The organism is Yersinia antarctica (assembly GCF_056636475.1).
Map to the genome: position 1 here is coordinate 4,779,834 of NZ_JBSJQF010000001.1, position 21,817 is coordinate 4,801,650.

A 21,817-nucleotide genomic window follows, 5' to 3' on the forward strand; every position below is an offset into this window, starting at 1 on the left:
CGAGCCAGTTCGAAAAAACCTACTTATGTCACACTTTTTATGCAAATTAGGTAACAAATCACCCCCACTATCTGTATAGAATGACGGAAAGCCTGCATTAAGCATCAGTGCTGGCTCGGAGCCAGAGCAAGGAGAAAGGCGTTGGAACATAAGAAAGAATTCACGATGGCTACCATGAAAGACGTTGCTGAAATGGCAGGTGTTTCAACTGCGACGGTGTCACGCGCACTGATGAACCCGGAAAAAGTGTCAACAGTAACCCGGCAAAAAGTGGAGCAAGCTGTTCTGGCGGTGGGTTATTCTCCTCATGCTTTGTCCCGCAATATTAAACGTAATGAATCGCGCACGATTCTGGTTATTGTACCGGATATTAGTGACCCGTTTTTTGCTGATATCATTCAAGGGATTGAGTATGCGGCAGCCCAGCAAGGTTATCTGATCTTAATTGGCGATTGCGCACAACAAACCCAGCAAGAGCGTAGCTTCGTTAACCTGATCATTACCAAGCAAATTGATGGCATGTTGTTGTTAGGTTCCAATCTGCCTTTTGATGCCAGCAAAGAAGAGCAGCGCAATTTGCCGCCAATGGTGATGGCAAACGAGTTCGCTCCTGAACTGGAACTGCCAACGGTACATATCGATAATCTGACTGCCGCTTATGAAGCGGTTAATTATCTACATGAATTGGGGCACAAACGTATTGCCTGTGTTGCCGGGCCGGAAAGTTTGCCGCTAAGTCATTATCGGCTCCAGGGCTATATTCAGGCACTGCGTCGTAATGGTATCGCTGTCGACAGTGACTATATTATGCGCGGTGACTTTAGCTATGAAGCTGGCGCAGAAACCTTTGCGGTGCTGATGGCATTACCTCATCCCCCAACAGCAATATTTTGTCACAATGATGTGATGGCGATAGGCGCGATGTGGCAGGCAAAGAGAATGGGACTACGTATCCCGCAGGATGTCTCGCTGGTAGGCTTTGACGATCTGAAGTTGTCACAGTATTGTGATCCCCCTTTGACCACCGTGGCTCAACCACGTTATCAAATTGGTCAGCAAGCCATGTTACTATTACTTGAGCAGCTACAAGGGCATTCAGTACAAAGTGGCTCCCGGTTGTTAGACACCGAGTTAATTGTCAGGGAAAGTACTGCTGCGCCTAAACGCTAGGCAAATATTCAGGGGTTCAGTAACATGACGGACTTATTCCATCATCAAGACGCAGCGAAACGATAGTGGCACAAAGAGATTATGTAAGCCGAGGGCGCTCAGGAGCGCGGCGCAAAAGCACCAGCCGGAAAAAACGCAGTGCTCCAGCAGTATCTAAAACCGTGGTGGCGCTGGCCGTCGCGCTATTAGTGGTATTTGTTGGTGGCCTCTATTTCATCACCCATAATAAGCCGGGTGAGCTTCCGTTATTGCCCAGCCATGATCCTCGTACCGGTAATGGGTTACCTCCCAAACCCGAAGAACGCTGGCGTTATATTAAAGAGCTGGAAAACCGTCAGATTGGTGTCCCAACACCTACAGAGCCCTCTGCTGGTGGCGAAGCCAATTCTAAAACGCAACTGACTAATGAGCAGCGCCAATTGCTAGAGCAGATGCAGGCAGATATGCGCCAGCAGCCAACGCAGTTATCAGAGGTTCCGTATAACCAAGGGATGACGGTGCCACGCTCTGCTGTGACCATCAAACCACCGGTCACGACCCTGCAACAGCAGCCGCTAACACCGCCGCGCCAGACTACCGCGCCGGTACAGCAGCAGACGCAGGTACAATCGCCTGTGGCTACCCCACAACGCGCGCAACCGGCAGCTCCGGTAACACCGGCCGTTACACCGCCGAAACCGGAAAAAGAGAAAGAAAAAGCACAACGTTGGATGGTGCAGTGTGGTTCATTCAAAGCCATCGATCAGGCCGAATCTATCCGCGCCCAATTGGCATTTGGCGGTATCGAAAGCCGCATTACCAGCGGTGGTGGCTGGAATCGTGTGGTCCTTGGCCCTTACAGTACCAAAGCAGCCGCTGATAGTACCTTGCAACGTTTGAAAGGCGCGGGTCAATCAGGATGCATTCCCCTCGCTGTAGGGGGTTGAAAAGTCGCAATCCTCCCCCATTTATAATCTCAATATACCCCGTGCTGTTTTTTGACAGGCAGTACGGGGACTCATTCAGTCTGCAACGAGGGTCCGCTCGTGACAACAATTGTAAGTGTACGTCGTAATGGTCATGTCGTTATTGGTGGTGATGGCCAGGTCACTCTGGGTAATACCGTAATGAAGGGTAATGCCAAAAAAGTACGCCGCCTTTATAACAATAAAGTGATTGCGGGCTTTGCTGGCGGTACTGCCGATGCCTTTACGCTGTTTGAGCTGTTTGAGCGCAAACTGGAGATGCATCAAGGCCACCTGACTAAAGCGGCTGTCGAGTTAGCCAAAGACTGGCGTACTGATCGTATGTTACGCAAGCTTGAAGCACTACTGGCTGTAGCGGATGAAACAGCATCACTCATCATTACCGGCAACGGCGATGTTGTTCAACCAGAAGACGACCTGATTGCTATCGGTTCCGGTGGGCCTTATGCCCAATCTGCCGCGCGCGCGCTGTTAGACAATACTGAATTAAGTGCCAAAGATATCGTTGAGAAGTCTCTGAGCATTGCGGGGGATATCTGTATCTATACCAACCGCTTCCAAACCATCGAAGAATTAACGTATAAAGCGTAAGGATAGAGTGACATGTCTGAAATGACCCCACGCGAAATCGTCAGCGAACTTGATAGCTACATCATCGGCCAGGATAAAGCTAAACGTGCGGTGGCAATTGCCCTGCGTAACCGCTGGCGCCGTATGCAGCTCAATGAAGAGTTGCGTCACGAAGTTACCCCTAAAAACATTCTGATGATCGGTCCAACCGGTGTCGGTAAAACTGAAATTGCTCGCCGTCTGGCAAAATTGGCCAATGCGCCATTTATCAAAGTTGAAGCGACCAAATTCACCGAAGTGGGTTATGTTGGTAAAGAAGTGGATTCTATTATCCGCGATCTGACCGATGCGGCTGTGAAAATGGTTCGCCATCAATCAATTGAGAAAATGCGTTACCGGGCTGAAGAGTTAGCCGAAGAACGTATTCTGGACGTGTTGATTCCACCGGCAAAAAATAACTGGGGCCAGCCGGATGAAACACAAGAGCCATCCGCTACCCGCCAGGCTTTCCGCAAAAAATTACGTGAAGGGCAACTGGACGACAAAGAGATTGAAATCGATCTGGCTGCTTCGCCGATGGGGGTTGAAATCATGGCACCTCCTGGCATGGAAGAGATGACTAACCAGTTACAATCTATGTTCCAGAACATCGCTGGTCAGAAACAAAAACCGCGTAAAGTCAAAATCAAAGACGCGTTCAAACTGCTGATTGAGGAAGAAGGCGCGAAACTGGTCAATCCAGAAGAGCTGAAACAGCAGGCGATTGATGCCGTTGAACAACACGGGATCGTGTTCATCGATGAAATCGATAAAATCTGTAAACGCGGTCAAACGTCAGGCCCGGATGTGTCCCGTGAAGGGGTACAGCGTGACTTGCTGCCATTGGTCGAAGGTTGCACCGTATCAACTAAACACGGCATGGTGAAAACTGACCATATCTTGTTTATTGCCTCCGGCGCATTCCAGGTGTCCAGCCCGTCAGATCTTATCCCGGAATTGCAAGGCCGCCTGCCAATCCGCGTTGAATTGCAGGCGCTGACCACCGATGATTTCGAGCGTATCCTGACCGAGCCAAGTGCCTCATTAACCGAGCAGTACAAAGCGCTGATGGCTACTGAAGGGGTTACCGTTGAATTTACTCGCGAAGGTATCCGCAAAATTGCTGAAGCAGCATGGCAAGTTAACGAGCGCACCGAGAATATCGGCGCACGCCGCTTGCATACCGTGCTGGAGCGTTTGATGGAAGATATCTCCTATGACGCTAGCGAAAGTAATGGTCAATCCATCACTATTGATGCTGTATATGTTGGTAAGCATCTTGATGAGCTGGTAGCAGATGAAGATCTGAGTCGTTTTATCCTATAATTCGCTTTATATCTTTATGCTGGATAAAATAGTCCGTCAGGACAATATCGAGTGGGAGGCATCGCCTCCCACTGTTGTTTTTTGACAGACATAATGTTTTTAACACGCCGATATGGGCGGACCAGACTCCTAATATAATAAAATGAAGCGAAACATGAGCCTATCAACCAACACCAGCCAGACCCAGGCTTGGCTGGAAAGCCTGCGACCACGAACCCTGCCACTGGCCTTTGCCTCAATCGTTACCGGTTCAGCCCTTGCTGTCTGGCTCGATAGTTTTAAACCTGCCGTAGCACTCCTCGCCTTATTAACTGCTGGCCTGCTGCAAATTCTATCTAATCTGGCTAATGATTACGGTGATGCCATCAAGGGCAGTGATACTGAAGAGCGTATCGGGCCATTGCGCGGGATGCAAAAAGGGATGATTACCCGCCAGCAGATGAAAGTGGCGCTGATTGTCACCGTTATTCTGACGATTATTTCCGGTATCGCACTCATTGCTGTGGCCTGTGAAAAACCCAGCGATGTTTTAGGCTTTTTATTGCTTGGGTTAATGGCAATTGTGGCAGCTATTACCTATACCGTCGGTAGCAAACCCTATGGTTATATGGGGCTGGGTGATATTTCAGTACTGGTCTTCTTCGGCTGGCTGAGTGTCGCGGGGACTTACTATCTCCAGGCTGGGCACTTTGACACTATCGTGATGTTACCCGCCACGGCCTGCGGTTTACTGGCAACGGCGGTTTTGAATATTAATAATTTGCGCGATATTGAAAACGACGCAGCTAATGGTAAAAACACGTTGGCAGTGCGTTTGGGGCCGGTGGTCGCACGTTATTATCATGCCATATTAATCGCGGCAGCAATTTTGTGCCTGGCAATATTCACACTTCAGAATTTGCATAGCTGGGCCGGCTGGATCTTTATTCTAGCCGTTCCGTTACTGGTCAAACATGCGCTGTTTGTACTGCGTGAGCCTACTGCTGCGGGTATGCGCCCAATGCTTGAGCATATGGTTAAAGCCGCATTACTGACCAACGTTCTGTTTGCTGTCGGTCTGGTATTCAGTTAATCCCAGCGGTTTGTTCTTCAAACCTTCTCCGGGCCACACCCCATAAAGGCCAGCCCGGATAAATTTAACAATTGATGATTTTGCCAACAGCAGCCAGAAAGGGATATACTTAATCTCCCAGCCGCAACCAGACGTTAATCCTATGAAATATGATACTTCCGAACTCTGTGATACCTATCATGAAGAGGTAAATGTGGTAGAACCACTGTTCTCCAATTTTGGGGGGCGCACTTCATTTGGTGGCAAGATTACTACTGTAAAATGTTTCGAAGATAACGGCTTGTTGTTCGACCTGCTTGAAGAAAATGGTCTGGGCCGTGTTCTGGTCGTCGATGGCGGTGGCTCAGTGCGCCGTGCATTAATCGATGCTGAGTTAGCTGAATTAGCATTGAAAAACGAGTGGGAAGGCATTGTGGTTTACGGTGCTGTGCGTCAGGTAGACGATCTGGCGGAGTTAGATATCGGTATTCAGGCAATGGCCGCAATTCCGGTAGGTGCGGCAGATGAAGGCATTGGTGAGAGCGACATCCGTGTGAACTTTGGCGGTGTAACATTCTTCTCTGGTGACCACTTGTACGCAGATAACACTGGGATCATCTTGTCAGAAGAACCACTGGATATTGAATAATATCCCTCTGATTTTCATAAGAAAGGGCGATATTGATATCGCCCTTTTTGCTACTTCGTATTTGCAGTAGCTACGTGACAAGCCGCCTTCAACAACCGATTACGGTTGCGTTAAGCCAGCTAGCACTTAGACTTCTTCCATCTTTCCCAACAGTGCCCGCAGACGATCCTGCCAAACATGCTGCTCTTGTTTTAGTTGCTCATTTTCGCGCACTAAGGCTTCACGGCCACCAGCAGCATCCTGAACTTCTTGGGACAGGGTGTTATTCTTCTCTTTCAGCTCTTCAATTTCCATCTGTAGCAAAGTGATGGTATCAATCGCCTGCTGAACTTTAACTTCCAATTTCTCAAATACTTCAAATGACATTCTTCGGTCCCCTTATGGTAGCAAGGCGTACATCTTTTGGTCGCAGTCATCATTCTTAGCCGACGTCGCCGTATTAACTAAGTCACCGTATCTACTGAGCTGACACTCGGCAGATGAAACTGCTGTGAATACTTATCGCGCTATATATCCATCGAACTAGGTGTAACAAGCGCTATGTTCTAACGCGTTCCTTTGCAGAGGCAACGCAGCTTGATAAAAACGATGCTCTTGATAAACCGATTGTATGTAGCCAGCCCCCCCCTGTCTAGCGCCATACCGGTACAAACCACACTCTGTAGCAATTTCGTGTCAGTAACTATCAGCAAAAACCGAAAAACCGCTATGACCCATCCTGTAAAATTATACATGCCTTTAACAACTGATAGCGAAACCACTGGTCTGATCACACTTTCAAAGTCCCTTAACAGCCGTGAATAACGCGAAATCGCTCATTTTTATGACACACCACACACATTTTGATTTCGCTATTTCTCGTTTGTGCTCGTTAACGATAAATTTACATCACTCCCTTCGCGGTTCGAAGGGCAAAAATAAGAAATACCGTATAAATCTCTGTCTGTAGGACATCTACTATGAGCCAAACCGCTAGTTCGACGTTGAAGGGCCAGTGTATTGCGGAGTTTCTCGGTACCGGTCTGCTGATCTTTTTTGGTGTAGGCTGCGTTGCTGCATTGAAGTTGGCTGGAGCCAGTTTTGGGCAGTGGGAAATCAGTATCATTTGGGGCCTGGGTGTTGCCATGGCCATCTATTTGACAGCAGCAATCTCAGGTGCACATCTTAATCCGGCCGTAACCATTGCATTGTGGTTATTCGCTTGTTTCGATCGCCGTAAAGTTCTCCCTTACATTGTGGCGCAGGTTGCCGGCGCATTTTGCGCTGCCGCGTTAGTGTATGGCCTCTATTACAACCTGTTTGTCGATTTCGAACAAACGCACCAAGTGGTTCGCGGTAGCGCCGAGAGCCTGAATCTAGCCGGAATCTTCTCAACTTATCCAAATCCACATATTTCTGTGTTCCAGGCCTTCCTGGTTGAAACAGTGATTACTGCCATTCTGATGTGTCTGATTCTGGCACTGACCGATGATGGTAACGGTATTCCACGCGGCCCACTGGCTCCTCTACTGATTGGTATCTTGATTGCCGTTATCGGTGCATCTATGGGTCCATTGACTGGGTTTGCATTGAATCCAGCACGTGACTTTGGTCCAAAGGTATTCGCTTATCTGGCAGGTTGGGGCGAAATTGCCTTCACTGGCGGGCGTGATATTCCTTACTTCCTGGTCCCTATTTTCGGGCCTATCGTCGGTGCATTACTCGGTGCTTTCGGTTATCGCGCCCTGATTGGCCGCCATTTACCGTGCGATGTGTGCGTGGTTGATGATGAAGAAACCACGGTAACGACCACAGAACGTAAAGCATAAATAATAGATACTACCCAATAGATTTACGGCAACTTAAAAGTAGGCTAACTATGACAACTGAAAATACTACTCAAAAGAAATACATTGTCGCGCTTGATCAGGGAACCACCAGCTCCAGAGCCGTGGTGCTGGATCATGATGCCAATATCGTGAGTGTTTCTCAGCGCGAATTCACTCAAATTTACCCTAAAGCCGGTTGGGTTGAACATGACCCGATGGAAATCTGGGCGACGCAAAGCTCAACACTGGTTGAAGTACTGGCAAAAGCCGGTATCAGTTCTGACGAAATCGCCGGTATCGGTATTACCAACCAACGTGAAACCACCATTGTTTGGGATAAAGTAACTGGGAAACCAGTGTATAACGCCATTGTTTGGCAATGCCGTCGTACTGCTGATATCTGCGAAAAACTGAAAAAAGAAGGGCTGGAAGAGTACATCCGTTACAACACCGGCCTGGTGGTCGACCCTTACTTCTCCGGCACCAAAGTGAAATGGATCCTTGATAACGTCGAGGGTGCCCGTGAGCGCGCTGAACGCGGTGAGTTACTGTTTGGTACGGTGGATACCTGGCTGGTATGGAACATGACCCAAGGCCGCGTACACGTTACGGATTACACAAACGCATCACGTACCATGATGTTTAATATCCGTACCAAAGAGTGGGATGACCGTATGCTGAAAGCGCTGAATATTCCGCGCGCTATGCTGCCTGAAGTCCGTCCATCCTCAGAAGTTTACGGCCAGACCAACATTGGTGGTAAAGGCGGGACCCGTATTCCAATCGCAGGGATCGCGGGTGACCAGCAAGCGGCCTTGTTCGGTCAGCTTTGTGTACAACCCGGCATGGCTAAAAATACCTACGGAACCGGCTGTTTCTTGTTGATGAATACCGGTACAGAAGCCGTTCAGTCTACTCATGGCCTGCTGACTACTATTGCCTGCGGCCCACGAGGTGAAGTTAACTATGCACTGGAAGGCGCGGTATTTATTGGCGGCGCATCTATCCAGTGGCTGCGTGATGAGCTAAAACTGATCAGTGATGCTACCGACTCCGAATATTTCGCCACTAAAGTGAAAGACAGCAACGGCGTATACGTAGTGCCAGCGTTCACCGGCCTCGGTGCACCTTATTGGGACCCGTATGCCCGAGGTGCGATTTTCGGCCTGACACGTGGGGTTAACAGTAACCACATTATCCGTGCAACCCTTGAATCGATTGCTTACCAGACGCGTGATGTACTGGATGCGATGCAGGCAGATGCCGGCGAACGTCTGAAATCACTGCGTGTGGACGGTGGTGCGGTGGCGAATAACTTCCTGATGCAGTTCCAGGCCGATATTCTGGGTACCCGCGTTGAACGCCCAGCGGTTCGTGAAAGTACCGCTCTCGGTGCTGCGTTCCTGGCAGGTCTTGCGACTGGCTTCTGGAGTGATCTGGATGAAGTGAAAAGCAAGGCAACGATTGAGCGCGAATTCCGCCCAGGGATTGAAACCACTGAACGTGATGTTCGCTACCGTGGCTGGAAGAAAGCCGTGGCGCGTGCCCAGGCATGGGAAGAGCACGAAGAGTAACGGCCCGCTTGTTTTACACTGTTTTTTGTAAACCAAAGGCGCCATCATTCCTGATGGTGCCTTTTTATTGTGAAAAATCTCATCCCGCCAAAAGACACCCCTACGGCTTTACTTCGCAAAGATGGTAGAATTCCTGCTTACATCCTTCTTCTATTACCCTAAATAATTCGAGTTGCAGAAAGGTGGCAAGCGAGAAAAGCCCCAAGAGCTTACATTAAGTAGGTGACTGGGATGAAAAATCTGCTTGCAGCGGTCTCGCCTTGTGAGGCCCATTGACGAGCCAAGTAACGAGCGTAGCCAACGCACATGCAGCTTGAAGTATGACGGGGATACAGGTCTAACCATGAAACGTGAACTAGCCATCGAGTTTTCCCGTGTCACCGAAGCTGCCGCGCTGGCAGGCTATAAGTGGCTGGGCCGGGGCGATAAGAATGCCGCCGACGGCGCTGCCGTACGGGCCATGCGTATTATGCTCAATCAAGTCAATATTGATGGGCAGATTGTTATCGGTGAAGGTGAAATCGATGAAGCACCGATGCTTTTTATCGGTGAAAACGTGGGGACCGGTCAAGGTGATGCGGTTGATATTGCGGTTGACCCGATTGAAGGCACCCGTATGACCGCCATGGGCCAGGCAAATGCGCTGGCGGTGCTGGCGGTGGGAGATAAAGGGACATTTTTACATGCCCCGGATATGTACATGGAAAAGCTGGTAGTTGGACCGGGAGCCAAAGGGGCTATCGACCTTAACCTACCGCTGGAACAAAACCTGCGCAATATCGCCATCAAGCTCAATAAACCCTTGAGTGATTTAACTGTTATCACACTGGCTAAACCACGCCATGACGGTATCATCGCTGAAATGCAGCAACTTGGGGTGAAAGTGTTTGCCATTCCAGATGGCGACGTGGCAGCGTCCATTTTGACCTGCATGCCAGAAAGCGAAGTCGATGTGATGTACTGCATCGGTGGTGCGCCTGAAGGTGTCATTTCTGCTGCGGTGATCCGTGCACTGGATGGCGATATGCAAGGCCGCTTGTTGCCACGCCATCAAGTTAAGGGCGATAACGAAGATAACCGCCGTATGGGTGAACAAGAATTGATTCGTTGCAAATCCATGGGTATTGAAGCAGGTAAAGTGCTGTTATTGGGGGATATGGCCCGTAATGACAATGTGATTTTCTCTGCAACCGGTATTACCAAAGGCGACTTGCTGGAAGGGATTTATCGTAAAGGCAACATGGCGACCACTGAGACACTGCTGATCCGGGGTAAATCCCGCACTATCCGCCGTATCCGTTCGACCCATTTCCTTGATCGCAAAGACTCAGCATTACACGAGTTCTTGCTGTAAACCGCCCCGTGAATCTTTTTCGTCCTCTTTGAGCAAAAAATAAAACGGGTACCGCATTAAATCAGTACCCGTTTTTATCTGCCGACTTAAGCATGATGCTCTTGTGGTTGCATCCGATGAGATAACGGCCACCAACACAGCAAAATCAGAATTGCCATGGCAAACATCAGTAGCCCCAAACTAAATTGCCCGGTTTGTGGCAGCATAGCTGACAACCAGGTAGCCAATCCTGATCCCATATTCTGCAATCCCCCCACTAATGCCCCTGCCGCACCGGCCAGGTATGGAAACGGCTCCATGGCACCGGTAGTTGCCAGTGGGAACAGCATTCCAGCGCCAAAGAAGAACAACGCTGCCGGTATCACCAGCGTCCAGATATTCATGATGCCGAACCAACCAGGGATCCACATCATCAACCCGGCCAGCAGGCAACTGATAACCGAATGCCACATCAGGCTGTGAAAGGTTTTACCTTCGCGCCCGGCATACCATGCACCGAAAAATGCGGCTGGGATCGGCAAAATAAACAGAATACTGACCATCATACCGCTCAGCCCCAGCACCCCCCCCATCAACACGCCGGCACTGGCTTCAAATACGGCAATCCCGGCCAACGCTCCAATCAACATGATTAAATAGCAGCTAAAGGCCCGGTCAGAGAGTAACAGGCGGAAGCTGGCCAACATTCGCCGCTTTTCAGTTTGCTGTGGCCGAGTCTCCGGCAACCAGCGGAACATACAAAACGCCACACCACCACACAGAAATAGCAAGAACGCATAGCAAGCGCGCCAGCCAAATAGACTGGCCAGCACTCCACCGATAACCGGTGCCATTAAAGGGCTGACTAAAATACCCATATTTAACATACTGTTGGCGTAGCGTAGCGCCGTACCGGCATATAAATCCCGTGGCATGGTGCGTGCCATCACACCTGCAACTCCCGTCCCCATCCCCTGCAAAGCGCTGGCAGCAACCAACATGGTCAGGCTATCCGCCAGCCAAGCCCCAAGCGCCCCCAACATGAATATCATCATACCAACCAGAATCACCGGCCGGCGACCAACCCGGTCTGATAGCGGGCCATAAATCAATTGTGAAAAACCATAGGTCAATAGATACGCTGCCATCACGCGCTGCACCACTCCGGTGCGAACCGATAAATCACGGGCGATATCCGAGATAACCGGCACATAAATGGTTTGCGCCATCTGACCAACGGCAACCAGGAGGATCAACATAACCAGCAGGTGGAAATTTTCTATTTTTCTCATTGTCTTAACTAGTCTATTAGCCGGACTACGTGCCACATTGATATTGAAAAAGTGACACACCTCACTATTGGCGCATAAGCTAACAAATCTAGAAATTTTAGCGAGCCAGCACGACATATTGCCAAATGGCCAACTGGCAGATAAAAACACCATGGCCGTAAAGTAAACTGTCCAGATGAACCTTGATGGAGAAGAGATGTGTTTAAATATTGGAAAATAATTATACGATAAGCCTGTTTTTTGAACAGAACAGATCGTTATATTAGGGTGCTCCAGCGCGGTAAAGCATTTATGCGGCAATCGTGAATAATGGCATAACCTAAAAGCAATACATGGAGAGAGATAATTTAAAAGCGGTAATCATTGACGCTAAATAAATCTGTTGCGTATCGATAGTGGTTAAATAATGTTCTAAACGTACAATAATTTCCGTTTCCTGAGCGGACCTCAAAATTAGCAATTGTATTAATAGAGTTCTGAATAAAAATGTGACTAAAAAATACTATAAAGACCCCACAAAATAGTCTATACCAATTAATATCCCCCCGGTATCATTCAGCGAGTTTTATATTTACTGATACACTTTGTTTTTTATTAAATTATTTTTCATACAATAACATCATATTATGAGTAACAGGATTTAAAATCACCGGTTGAATAAGCCAAATCATCAATATAAGATTTATTTGCACCACTCATGGCTAATAAAGTCGATGGGTGAAATCTCAACCTAAAGAGGTGATATATGTCTAACTGGAATGATATAGCAAGTATATATAAATTAAGTATTTATATTTCCAATGGTGAGAAATCGACTTCTATCTATGCCAATGGTAATAATCAAATACCCGTAGATATAATTATTGAAGCTAGAGATAAAAAAATAACCCAGTATTTTTATCCAGCGATGAAATATACGACCATATTAATCTCGTCGATTATAAAAATACGCCTATTCCCAGCAGGATATTAACCAAATCAAAAGTGGCTGGGGAATATGTTTATCCTGTTCTCAAGAAAATATCACGAGACAATCCCGGTAACCCTTGTCACTTCTATTTATCTGTTCCTAAAGTTTCAGAGTCCCCACTCAAAGTATATGTTCAGGTTTTCATTAACGATCCCAATACTGGGACCAAAATAGAGTATACAACGGCACAAATAAACAATAATAACAATAATAACAATAATAACAATGCAATACCTGACTATATATCAATGAGAATTCTCCCGGCGAGAATATTCACTGATAATGATTTGGACATTTTGACTAAACAAGAAAACCGTGTTGACGGCTATAACAGTATCTTGAGAAAGTATTACGTCCGATTTAAATCGACAGATAATACCATTACCCATGATGCTTTATGTGATCAGAGATACTGGTTCTATTATAGACAGCAAGGTAACTATAAAGGCTGTTCTACCTCAACTGATAGCTCAATTGATATTAGCTCAGCTAACTATACTGCCAAATTTCAAGTGTCGAACTCCTGGACCATTAGCGTTACCTCGAAAAATCATGAGGAACGCGGTATCTGTTTCTGGTCTTATCGCCTATGGTACGGTGCGCTATGGTCTTATAACGATTGGTCTAAATCTCTGCATTTCTTCTTACATGACCAATACGGTAACAGAGCTGATATTGACGTAAAATCTAATGGCGACCAGGACATATCCTTCCATGTCTTGGCTTAGTTCACCTTGCATTCATCCCATTGCTTAACCGTGATTTATTATTAAAAGTAGTTTCAGTTTTACCGACTGGGCTACTTTCATTTCAATATTAAAAAAACTCAATGGAGGTCATTTATATGACTCAAGTGGCTAACTATTTCACTCAGAGTGGTAATTTCATCAGTGCAGCCTTAGGCGGCGTTGACCCGAGAACCGGTTTATATTCATTTTCTTTTCCTATTGCCAGTGTGGTGGCTAATAACAATTTAGGGCCGGAAATAGATGTATCACTACATTATAATATGTTTGATAATAATAACATTGGCCTTGGCATGGGGTTTTCATTTTCTTTCTCACAGTATGATGCACTAAATAAAGTTTTGTATTTATCAACAGGTGATAAATACCATATTTATGAAAGTGCTAACGGCGTAGAAATTGAGCAAAAAAAATTAAGCTCTTTTAAATTCGAGCGTAATAATGATAACTATATTATTACTTATAAATCAGGTGTGGTCGAAATATTAGAAGGCAGGAATTCAGGTCAAAATATTAAAAATGTTATTTCAGTAATTTCTCCGTTAGGGCATGAAGTTCATTTTAACTGGATATTTAAAGGTTTCAAGCGTCTAGCCAGCATCCGAGATGCCAATAGAGAATTACTTAAAATAAATTACGACGATGCGATATTCCCTGAAATTACTATTTTTTCAGGGACGCAGGAACAGCGCACGCTACAATTTCAGTTGTTCAACAAACGATTGCAAAAAATAACCTTAGTTGATAATAAGTATCAATGGGTTATGGCCTATACTGGCGAGGGTTATATTGAACAGGTGACTTATCCATCCGGCTTAATTGAAAACGTTGATTACCAAAATAACTTGATGCGCTTTCCTGAGAATGCCGTGCCCGCGTTGCCTGCCGCCGTCAGACACACTATCACCCCCGGAACTGGGCAGCAAAAGTTGGTCACCCTCTACGAATATACCAACACGAACTATTTAGGCTTTGCCAGTGGCGTGAATTTCTTACCAAATAGCGATAATGCTTATCGGATCCTGACGGATTACCAATATGGATCAACGGAAACTCAACTCGGTGATAAGCACAATATTGTTATTACCCGTAGATACAATAATTTCCATCTCATTACGCGGGAAAGCACCCAACAAGGCAGCTGTTCATGTACTGTAGAAACTGAGTATTACGCCCAAAAAGGCACCCCTTTTGACCAACAGCCCGCACAATTTCAGCTCCCCAAACAAACCACAACGACGTTTCTTGATACCAGCAAACCGGCAACCGAACAACGCCGCGTTGAAATAACGAAAACTGAATTTGATCTCTGGGGCAACCCAACGAAGGAAGAAAATCCTGATGGTTCGGTGGTAGTGACCCGTTGGTACGCCAGCCAGGGGGAGGAAAACTGCCCAGCGGAACCCAACGGTTTTGTGCGATTTATAAAACAACAAAAACTCATCCCTGCCGAATCCGCTTATACCACGCCAATCCGGACCTGCCGTTTTACCTACCAAAGACTCGGCAATACTCCGTATGTGGTGCAAGAGAAGAAATTCTTTTATCGCGACGACCAGTTGTTGTCGCAACAGAACCTAATGTCAATAAGTGACGCTAATGACGCCGAGTTTGGGCGAATTATTGCCATTAACGAGGACATGTATGAGCTGTCAGATAGCGGCAAGCAATTCACCAGCACTCAGCGTTTTACAACTCAAATACAAAGTGGTTTATTAACTCAAATAGCAAAATTTATCGGCTCTGACGGTGTAACCAGTACGGTAACTCACACTCGCTCCGCTTATACTGGGCTGTTGTATGCAAAAACCGATGCTCAAGGTATTACTACGCATTATCAATACGATGAAATGGGCCGTCTTACCTCCAGAGTTACCTGCCCTGGCACTCGCTATGAAAATACGACCCGTTGGGACTACCTGATCGATGGCGAAGGGAAGCTTTCCACTACTGAAACAGATGCCGCAGGTAATAAGCTTCGCACCTATTTTGATGGTCTGGGTCGCACATTACGCCAACAGCAGTCGAATGCGGGAGAGACACCTTCTTGGTATGAAATTCAGTCTTATAGCTATAACCTGTTAAATGAAATCACCGCAGAGAAAAGCAGTGATTGGTGGATAGCGAAAAATCAGCGGCCTGAACAATATGCCATTAACTCGGCTCATACTTATGATAATTGGGGGGAAATAACTAAAGCCGCTGGCAGCGACGGCATTACGCGTTGGCAAGTGAATGACCCTATTCAGCTTACCCAAACTCTCCACCAGAGTGGTAACAACAATAACCGTGAGATCGACAGTGGTAGCAGCAAAATTCAATACGATATCAATCTACGCCCTCTGAGCACGACCCGTATTGACACTGCCGGAAAGCCACAGGGAGTGTGCCACTATGCTTACGATGGACTGGGCCGCTTATGCCGAGAAGAAGATGAACTTGGGCATGTCACTTTACATACCTATGATGCTTACGACCGGCTGGTCAGCCAAACTACAGCAGACGGCAGCATAGTAACCCGCACCTACCCCGGCTATTTAAAGGGCAATTATGTAGCCTCACTCACCCTTACGGGTAAGAATTCAGCAGGAAAAACCCAGCATTGGCTACTAGGTACTCAGAATTTTGATAGCCTGGGGCGGCTGATCGAAAGCTCCAGCTGTGGCCGAACTACGTCCTATCGCTATCAGGAAGCATCACCCGTTCCGTTCAGTATCATCACCCCTGAGAAGGAAGTGATTAATCTATCTTACATTCCCGAACTGAATAATTCGGTGCAATCTCTCAACGCAAACGGTGTCACCCAAGAGTTTAGCTATGACCCTATTAGTGGCCGGCAGTTGGACGCCAAAGAAACTGACAGTGTCGATACTCAATTTTCCTGGCACCCTTCCGGCAGTTTGAAAACCGAAACAGTGATCCATCACCAAGATTCCCCCCGTGCCAGTCATTATCGCTGGACGCTGCGTGGTAGCAACACCACTTTTACCGATATCACCGGCGCACAAACCCGCTATAACCGAAATACTGACGGCAGAATAATTGAAGTTGCGGATGATGATCTGAATGCACGGCTAAGTTATAACCCGTTAGGCTACCTTGCCAGCTTGCTGATTACCGATGGAACAACGCAGAACAGCCTGAAAACTCAGCTAGCTCACGATGATTTTGGCCGGGAAACATCCCGTAAGGTGACTGATAGCAAAGGCATAGAAATCATCATATTACAAACATGGCTGGCAAACGCTCAGTTGGCTACTCGTATCACCAAACACAATAATATCACCATTCACACTGAAAATTACGGCTATGATAAACGTAATCGTTTGGTCAGCTATGTCGCGACCGGAAGCAACCTGTCACCCGCGCCTAATGGCATGATGTTATCTGCACAACGCTACGCTTATGATGCTCTGAATAATCTGACCCACCTGGAAACCACTTTCTCCGATGGCACTACCGACAGTGTAGTGTACCGATATCTCAATGATGACGATCCCACACAATTAACCTCAATAACTCATACGCATCCTAATTATCCCGCCAGTATTGCCCTCGACTATGATGCCAATGGGCGCATGATTAAAGATGAATCGGGCCGCACGCTCACCTACGACGTAACCGGTCGTCTTATTGGCATAAACGGAGAGAATATCGCAGGCGGTAGCTACAGTTACGATGCACTGAACCGACTGGTGGCCCAGAACGTCAGTGATGGCGATAAGCGAGTGTTGTATTACCAAGGAAATGAGTTAGTCAACGAAGTCATAACATATCAGGCAAGTAATAATCGATTGATTAAACTGGGTCATGCCTGTCTGGGGGTAAAAGAGCTCAGCCATCTTACCCTGACGGCCACCGATAACCATGATAATTTGCTCTGGTCACGAGAGGTAGCTAACAGCAGCGGTACTCTCAACACTTGGTCACCCTACGGCTATGGCTACACGCCTTCCCCGTTACCGGGGTTTAATGGCGAACGCCTCGATCCGGTTAGTGGAAGCTACCATTTAGGTAACGGTTATCGTGCCTACAACCCTTTACTAATGCGATTCAACTGCCCGGATAGCCTCAGCCCGTTTGGCGCTGGCGGCATTAATCCATATGCTTACTGCGCAGGAGATCCTATTAATCGCCTAGATCCAAGCGGTCACCTGAGCGGAAGCGCCATTGCTGGGATCGTGTTGGGCTCTCTGGGATTATTGGCAGCTATATTTAGCGCCGGTGCATCAATAATTGCCGCTGGCAGCGTGATGACAGCAATCAGCTCAGCTTCAGCAATATCACTGGTGGTTGGCTCGATGGGCGTTGCTTCAGATGTAATATCTATTGTGAGCAACGCTATTTCCGATAGTAATCCCGAAGCATCCTCAGTATTGGGATGGATATCACTGGGAACAGGGATTTCCGGGCTGGCAGGAGGCGTGGGCCGTGGCGTTTATAAAGGTATCTCCCGCGCCACATCGGGGCTGAGAACACGAACTGCTAATATTCTGGAAAAAGGCTTATCAGGCCGTGGTAGCCCAGTTGCGGCCAGAACATGGGCTTCTGAAGATCTGATGACGTTTTATCGCGGTGACGATCGTTCACCGGAGGCCATCAGAAAAGCGGGTGGATTCTACCCCAGAAACGGTGATTCCTCGAAAGACGTGCTTACGCGATTTAAAAAAGCCTTTAGTGAAGACGCCGCTGGGCATTCCCAGGCGCATGTACGTCAAGGCAATCCTGATTATATTTCCTTTGGTACCGATCTCGATTCAGGCGGCTATGCTGACACCCGCAGCTATTTTTATGAAGTTAAAATTCCAGGCATGCGTCAGCAAAACATTACCGCTGAGGTGATCGGCACTCAATCGGTTAGAACCGGCCCCAAAGTCAGTGCGCCGCGATTGCTGCTTGACGGTCATTCGGTGGATACGTCTAATTTTGTTGCCATGTTACCAGCACGTACCGTCGAGGCCACTTTCGTAACACCAGTACCGATACAATTCATTAGCCGTTATCGAATGAAAGGTGGTAGTTGGATGAGTTTTTGACCTGAGATAGTAATATGATGCCCCCTATCAATTTGGATGAAACGGCAGTTCCTGCAAGACAAGGGGGGACGCGATGATAATACCAGTAGAAATCATAGCCCAGTGTCATTTTCAGAATGATGACAGAGGTCCAAGGACGAAAGGCATAACATTTTATCGATAATGTTTTTCAACCAAATGCTCTAAAATATCGCCATCGCTTTAGGCATCACTTCAGATAAGTATATGATGGGAAAGAATTATGGCTGAATGGGTTAGTGGCAAAATTACTCACATCGAACACTGGACCGACTCGTTGTTCAGTATTCGGGTCAATGCGCCAATTGACTCCTTTACCGCCGGTCAATTTGCCAAGCTGGCATTAGATATCAACGGCGAGCGGGTACAGCGGGCTTATTCCTACGTTAATGCGCCAAGTGACGACAATCTGGAGTTTTATTTGGTCACAGTACCGGAAGGCAAACTCAGCCCACGGCTGGACCAGTTGCCCGTAGGCGGTGAAGTGATGGTTACCAAGCAAGCGGCGGGCTTCTTTGTGCTAGAAGAGATCCCCGATTGCGATACCTTGTGGATGTTAGCCACCGGCACCGCGATCGGCCCCTATCTGTCAATTTTACAGGAAGGGCGTGATTTAGAACGCTTCAAAAATCTGGTGTTGGTCCATGCGGCACGTTTCGCCCGTGATCTCAGCTACCTGCCACTGATGCAACAACTTGAACAGCGCTACAACGGCAAGTTACGTATCCAAACAGTGGTGAGCCGTGAAGAGTCCCACGGTTCATTGACCGGCAGAGTTCCGGCCTTGATTGAGAATGGCTCACTGGAAGCCGCTGTCGGCCTGAAAATTGACGCGCATGACAGCCATGTAATGCTATGCGGTAACCCGCAAATGGTACGAGACACCCAGCAATTGCTGAAAGAACAGCGTGAGATGCGTAAACATTTACGCCGCAAACCGGGGCATATGACCAGCGAGCAATATTGGTAATAGACAGTATTGTCAAAGCTAACCAACTGATAGTAAAGGGCCATATGGCCCTTTTGGCTTTATCAAACCCTATTCACTGTGGTGTTTTATCAGCCAGAAACTTCACCGGTACCGCTTCTGGGCCAAAACGATTGTCACCCTCGGTACCGAGAAATGCGCCACAATCAATAAACATCATGACAATAATTAGTGTGGGAATAAACCGCCCAACACCCCATTGCCAGATGGGCGCTAGCATCTGCCAGTTACCGGCCATCAGCATCCAGGCCAGTACCACCAAAAATGCCCACCAACCGGCTTTATTACGGTCATGAAGCCGTTTAACCACCACTGCCGCCGTTGGCCACAGCAAAAAAACTATCGCAAAAGCCGCAGTCTGAATGGGTAACCAATCCTTACCTGCCAGCGTAAAAACAACCAGCATCGCCAACAGCCACAAACTAATCCAGATCCAAAAGTCCCGCCGCCCGATACGGCCTTTAAACGAGAAACACCACTGCTGTATTGTCATCAATGAACCGATCCATTTACCTGATATAACCTAAAGTTGATGTATACCCTAAATAATTCGAGTTGCAGGAAGGCGGCAACTGAGCGAGTCCCCAAGAGCTTACACAAGTAAGTGACTGGGGTGAACGAAGGCAGCCAACACACATGCAGCTTGAGGTATGACGGGTATACACAATAGAGTACCCCAATGCCGCAACTAACCTATAATCTTTGCAGTGAATTTTGACAATCACACTCAATTACCGCTTTAATCCCCTACACACACTTCTAACGACGGCATAAGTCATGAGAAAAGAGAGAGTCGCGATACTGGCAATACTGCTGCTAATAGCAACAGTTAGCCGCGCTCATGCCGACCCCGCAGACGACAGCGGTCAGCCAACGGAAGAGGCTCAGCCGACCGCGCCTTATCTACTTTCTGGCGCGCCAACTTTTGATTTAACACTGGTCAAATTTCGTGAAAGCTATAACCGCACGAATCCAACACTGCCTCTCAGTGAGTTTCATGCGATTACAGTAAAAGATGATCTGCCCCCACTGACTCGGGCTGCCAGTAAGATTAATGAGAATCTCTATGCTTCAACCGCACTGGAAAAAGGTACCGGTAAGATTAAGACCTTACAAATTACCTATTTGCCGATAAAAGGGAGTGAAGAGAAACCGGCCCGACTAGTGGCTGTCAATTATATGGCAGCCCTGATGCGCCAGTTTGAGCCCACACTCACGCTCCAGCAAAGTCTTGATAATGTGCAGCAACTGCTGACACAAGGTAAAGATTCGCCTTTCTATGCCCATCCGGTTGGCGCAATTCGCTATGTGGTAGCGGATAACGGCGAAAAAGGGCTAACTTTCGCTGTTGAACCGATTAAGCTGTCACTATCTGAAGCATAGTCTTGCCGCAATTAATGACGAAAAGCAAAGCCATTGCCACTAATCATCTCTATACTGTTGGACAGGTAAACTGCCTGTCGGGCAGTCATTATTATTGACCCTCGCGTCCCCTTGTTGGAGGAAGAAACATGCGTCATCCATTAGTTATGGGTAACTGGAAGCTGAACGGTAGCACTAACATGGTCAAAGAGCTTATCGCTGGCCTGCGTACAGAACTGAGCACCGTTGACGGTTGTGGTGTTGCTATTGCCCCACCGACTATCTATCTGAATCAAGCTAAGCACGAGTTGGCAGGTAGCCGCATCGCTCTGGGTGCACAGAATGTTGATGTGAACCTGTCTGGTGCATTTACCGGTGAAACCTCTGCTGACATGCTGAAAGATATCGGTGCGCAATACATCATCATCGGTCACTCTGAGCGCCGTACTTATCACAACGAAAGTGATGAATTCATCGCCAAGAAATTTGGTGTATTGAAAGAAGCCGGTCTGATCCCCGTTTTATGTATTGGTGAATCCGAAGCAGAAAACGAAGCGGGCCAAACTGAAGCAGTCTGCGCCAAACAACTGGATGCCGTGCTGACTACTTTGGGCGTAAAAGCGTTCGAAGGCGCAGTCATTGCTTATGAACCAATTTGGGCAATCGGTACTGGCAAATCAGCCACTCCGGCACAGGCTCAGGCAGTTCATAAATTCATCCGTGACCATATCGCGAAACAAGATGCCGCGGTTGCAGCACAAGTTATCATTCAGTACGGCGGTTCTGTTAACGACAAAAACGCAGCAGAGCTGTTCACCCAGCCTGATATCGATGGCGCACTGGTTGGCGGTGCATCACTGAAAGCGGATGCTTTCGCGGTTATCGTGAAAGCAGCAGCGAAAGCTAAAAAAGCCTAATTC

Annotated in this window: 18 protein-coding genes; 15 read left to right on the forward strand and 3 right to left on the reverse strand. The window is 47.6% G+C overall.

Features of this window, described 5'->3' with window-relative positions; all coding sequences use genetic code 11:
- Nucleotides 1-141: 141 nt before the first annotated feature.
- The 6 genes from cytR (at nucleotide 142) to rraA (ending at nucleotide 5,770) form a co-directional block, all read left to right on the forward strand.
- Nucleotides 142-1,170 carry a DNA-binding transcriptional regulator CytR gene (gene cytR, locus ACWJJO_RS22015; protein ID WP_083161782.1) on the forward strand — a complete coding sequence of 343 codons (1,029 nt, stop codon included), beginning with the start codon at nucleotides 142-144 and terminating at the stop codon, nucleotides 1,168-1,170.
- Nucleotides 1,171-1,235: 65 nt separating this feature from the next.
- The gene (gene ftsN / locus ACWJJO_RS22020) at nucleotides 1,236-2,096 is read left to right on the forward strand and encodes a cell division protein FtsN (protein WP_083161780.1); all 861 of its coding nucleotides are present in this window, start codon (nucleotides 1,236-1,238) and stop codon (nucleotides 2,094-2,096) included.
- 99 nt (nucleotides 2,097-2,195) lie between these two features.
- Nucleotides 2,196-2,726 (forward strand): ATP-dependent protease subunit HslV, encoded by a 531-nt coding sequence (hslV, locus tag ACWJJO_RS22025; RefSeq protein WP_005190517.1) that lies wholly within the window; start codon nucleotides 2,196-2,198, stop codon nucleotides 2,724-2,726.
- Nucleotides 2,727-2,738: 12 nt separating this feature from the next.
- Complete coding sequence (hslU, locus tag ACWJJO_RS22030; protein ID WP_083161778.1) at nucleotides 2,739-4,070, forward strand: HslU--HslV peptidase ATPase subunit; 1,332 nt, start codon at nucleotides 2,739-2,741, stop codon at nucleotides 4,068-4,070.
- Nucleotides 4,071-4,224: 154 nt separating this feature from the next.
- Complete coding sequence (locus tag ACWJJO_RS22035) at nucleotides 4,225-5,142, forward strand: 1,4-dihydroxy-2-naphthoate polyprenyltransferase (protein ID WP_083161776.1); 918 nt, start codon at nucleotides 4,225-4,227, stop codon at nucleotides 5,140-5,142.
- 142 nt (nucleotides 5,143-5,284) lie between these two features.
- Complete coding sequence (rraA, locus tag ACWJJO_RS22040) at nucleotides 5,285-5,770, forward strand: ribonuclease E activity regulator RraA (RefSeq protein WP_083161774.1); 486 nt, start codon at nucleotides 5,285-5,287, stop codon at nucleotides 5,768-5,770.
- A 126-nt stretch (nucleotides 5,771-5,896) separates the two neighbouring features.
- Here the strand turns inward: rraA and zapB are convergent, their stop codons facing one another.
- Nucleotides 5,897-6,136 (reverse strand): septal ring assembly protein ZapB, encoded by a 240-nt coding sequence (gene zapB / locus ACWJJO_RS22045; RefSeq protein ID WP_004704796.1) that lies wholly within the window; start codon nucleotides 6,134-6,136, stop codon nucleotides 5,897-5,899.
- 593 nt (nucleotides 6,137-6,729) lie between these two features.
- On the opposite strand from zapB, the gene ACWJJO_RS22050 reads away from it, so the two are divergent.
- From ACWJJO_RS22050 to glpX, 3 genes are all read left to right on the forward strand, one after another.
- Complete coding sequence (locus tag ACWJJO_RS22050) at nucleotides 6,730-7,578, forward strand: MIP/aquaporin family protein (RefSeq protein WP_083161772.1); 849 nt, start codon at nucleotides 6,730-6,732, stop codon at nucleotides 7,576-7,578.
- 50 nt (nucleotides 7,579-7,628) lie between these two features.
- Nucleotides 7,629-9,152, forward strand: a complete 1,524-nt coding sequence (gene glpK / locus ACWJJO_RS22055) for a glycerol kinase GlpK (protein ID WP_083161770.1) — start codon at nucleotides 7,629-7,631, stop codon at nucleotides 9,150-9,152.
- Nucleotides 9,153-9,495: 343 nt separating this feature from the next.
- The gene (gene glpX / locus ACWJJO_RS22060; RefSeq protein ID WP_083161768.1) at nucleotides 9,496-10,506 is read left to right on the forward strand and encodes a class II fructose-bisphosphatase; all 1,011 of its coding nucleotides are present in this window, start codon (nucleotides 9,496-9,498) and stop codon (nucleotides 10,504-10,506) included.
- An 86-nt stretch (nucleotides 10,507-10,592) separates the two neighbouring features.
- Here glpX and emrD read toward each other — a convergent pair whose 3' ends face one another.
- Nucleotides 10,593-11,777 carry a multidrug efflux MFS transporter EmrD gene (emrD, locus tag ACWJJO_RS22065; protein WP_372560122.1) on the reverse strand — a complete coding sequence of 395 codons (1,185 nt, stop codon included), beginning with the start codon at nucleotides 11,775-11,777 and terminating at the stop codon, nucleotides 10,593-10,595.
- Nucleotides 11,778-12,522: 745 nt separating this feature from the next.
- Here emrD and ACWJJO_RS22070 point away from each other — a divergent pair.
- The 4 genes from ACWJJO_RS22070 to fpr all read left to right on the forward strand — a co-directional run bounded on the left by ACWJJO_RS22070 (nucleotide 12,523) and on the right by fpr (nucleotide 19,517).
- Complete coding sequence (locus tag ACWJJO_RS22070; RefSeq protein ID WP_442821384.1) at nucleotides 12,523-12,750, forward strand: hypothetical protein; 228 nt, start codon at nucleotides 12,523-12,525, stop codon at nucleotides 12,748-12,750.
- 293 nt (nucleotides 12,751-13,043) lie between these two features.
- On the forward strand, nucleotides 13,044-13,475 hold the full coding sequence (locus ACWJJO_RS22075; RefSeq protein ID WP_481091523.1) for a hypothetical protein: 432 nt from the start codon (nucleotides 13,044-13,046) through the stop codon (nucleotides 13,473-13,475).
- A 116-nt stretch (nucleotides 13,476-13,591) separates the two neighbouring features.
- Nucleotides 13,592-18,529 carry an RHS repeat-associated core domain-containing protein gene (locus tag ACWJJO_RS22080; RefSeq protein ID WP_481091524.1) on the forward strand — a complete coding sequence of 1,646 codons (4,938 nt, stop codon included), beginning with the start codon at nucleotides 13,592-13,594 and terminating at the stop codon, nucleotides 18,527-18,529.
- 241 nt (nucleotides 18,530-18,770) lie between these two features.
- Nucleotides 18,771-19,517: a ferredoxin--NADP(+) reductase gene (fpr, locus tag ACWJJO_RS22085; protein WP_083161762.1), complete on the forward strand. Its 747-nt coding sequence runs from the start codon at nucleotides 18,771-18,773 to the stop codon at nucleotides 19,515-19,517.
- A gap of 73 nt (nucleotides 19,518-19,590) precedes the next feature.
- Here fpr and ACWJJO_RS22090 read toward each other — a convergent pair whose 3' ends face one another.
- The gene (locus tag ACWJJO_RS22090; protein ID WP_083161760.1) at nucleotides 19,591-20,028 is read right to left on the reverse strand and encodes a DUF805 domain-containing protein; all 438 of its coding nucleotides are present in this window, start codon (nucleotides 20,026-20,028) and stop codon (nucleotides 19,591-19,593) included.
- Between the two features lie 284 nt (nucleotides 20,029-20,312).
- Between ACWJJO_RS22090 and ACWJJO_RS22095 the strand changes: the two genes are divergently transcribed.
- Together ACWJJO_RS22095 and tpiA are read left to right on the forward strand one after the other, a co-directional pair.
- Entirely contained in the window at nucleotides 20,313-20,918 is a 606-nt protein-coding gene (locus ACWJJO_RS22095) for a DUF1454 family protein (protein ID WP_481091525.1), read from the forward strand.
- Between the two features lie 128 nt (nucleotides 20,919-21,046).
- Entirely contained in the window at nucleotides 21,047-21,814 is a 768-nt protein-coding gene (gene tpiA / locus ACWJJO_RS22100) for a triose-phosphate isomerase (protein WP_083161756.1), read from the forward strand.
- Nucleotides 21,815-21,817: the final 3 nt, after the last annotated feature.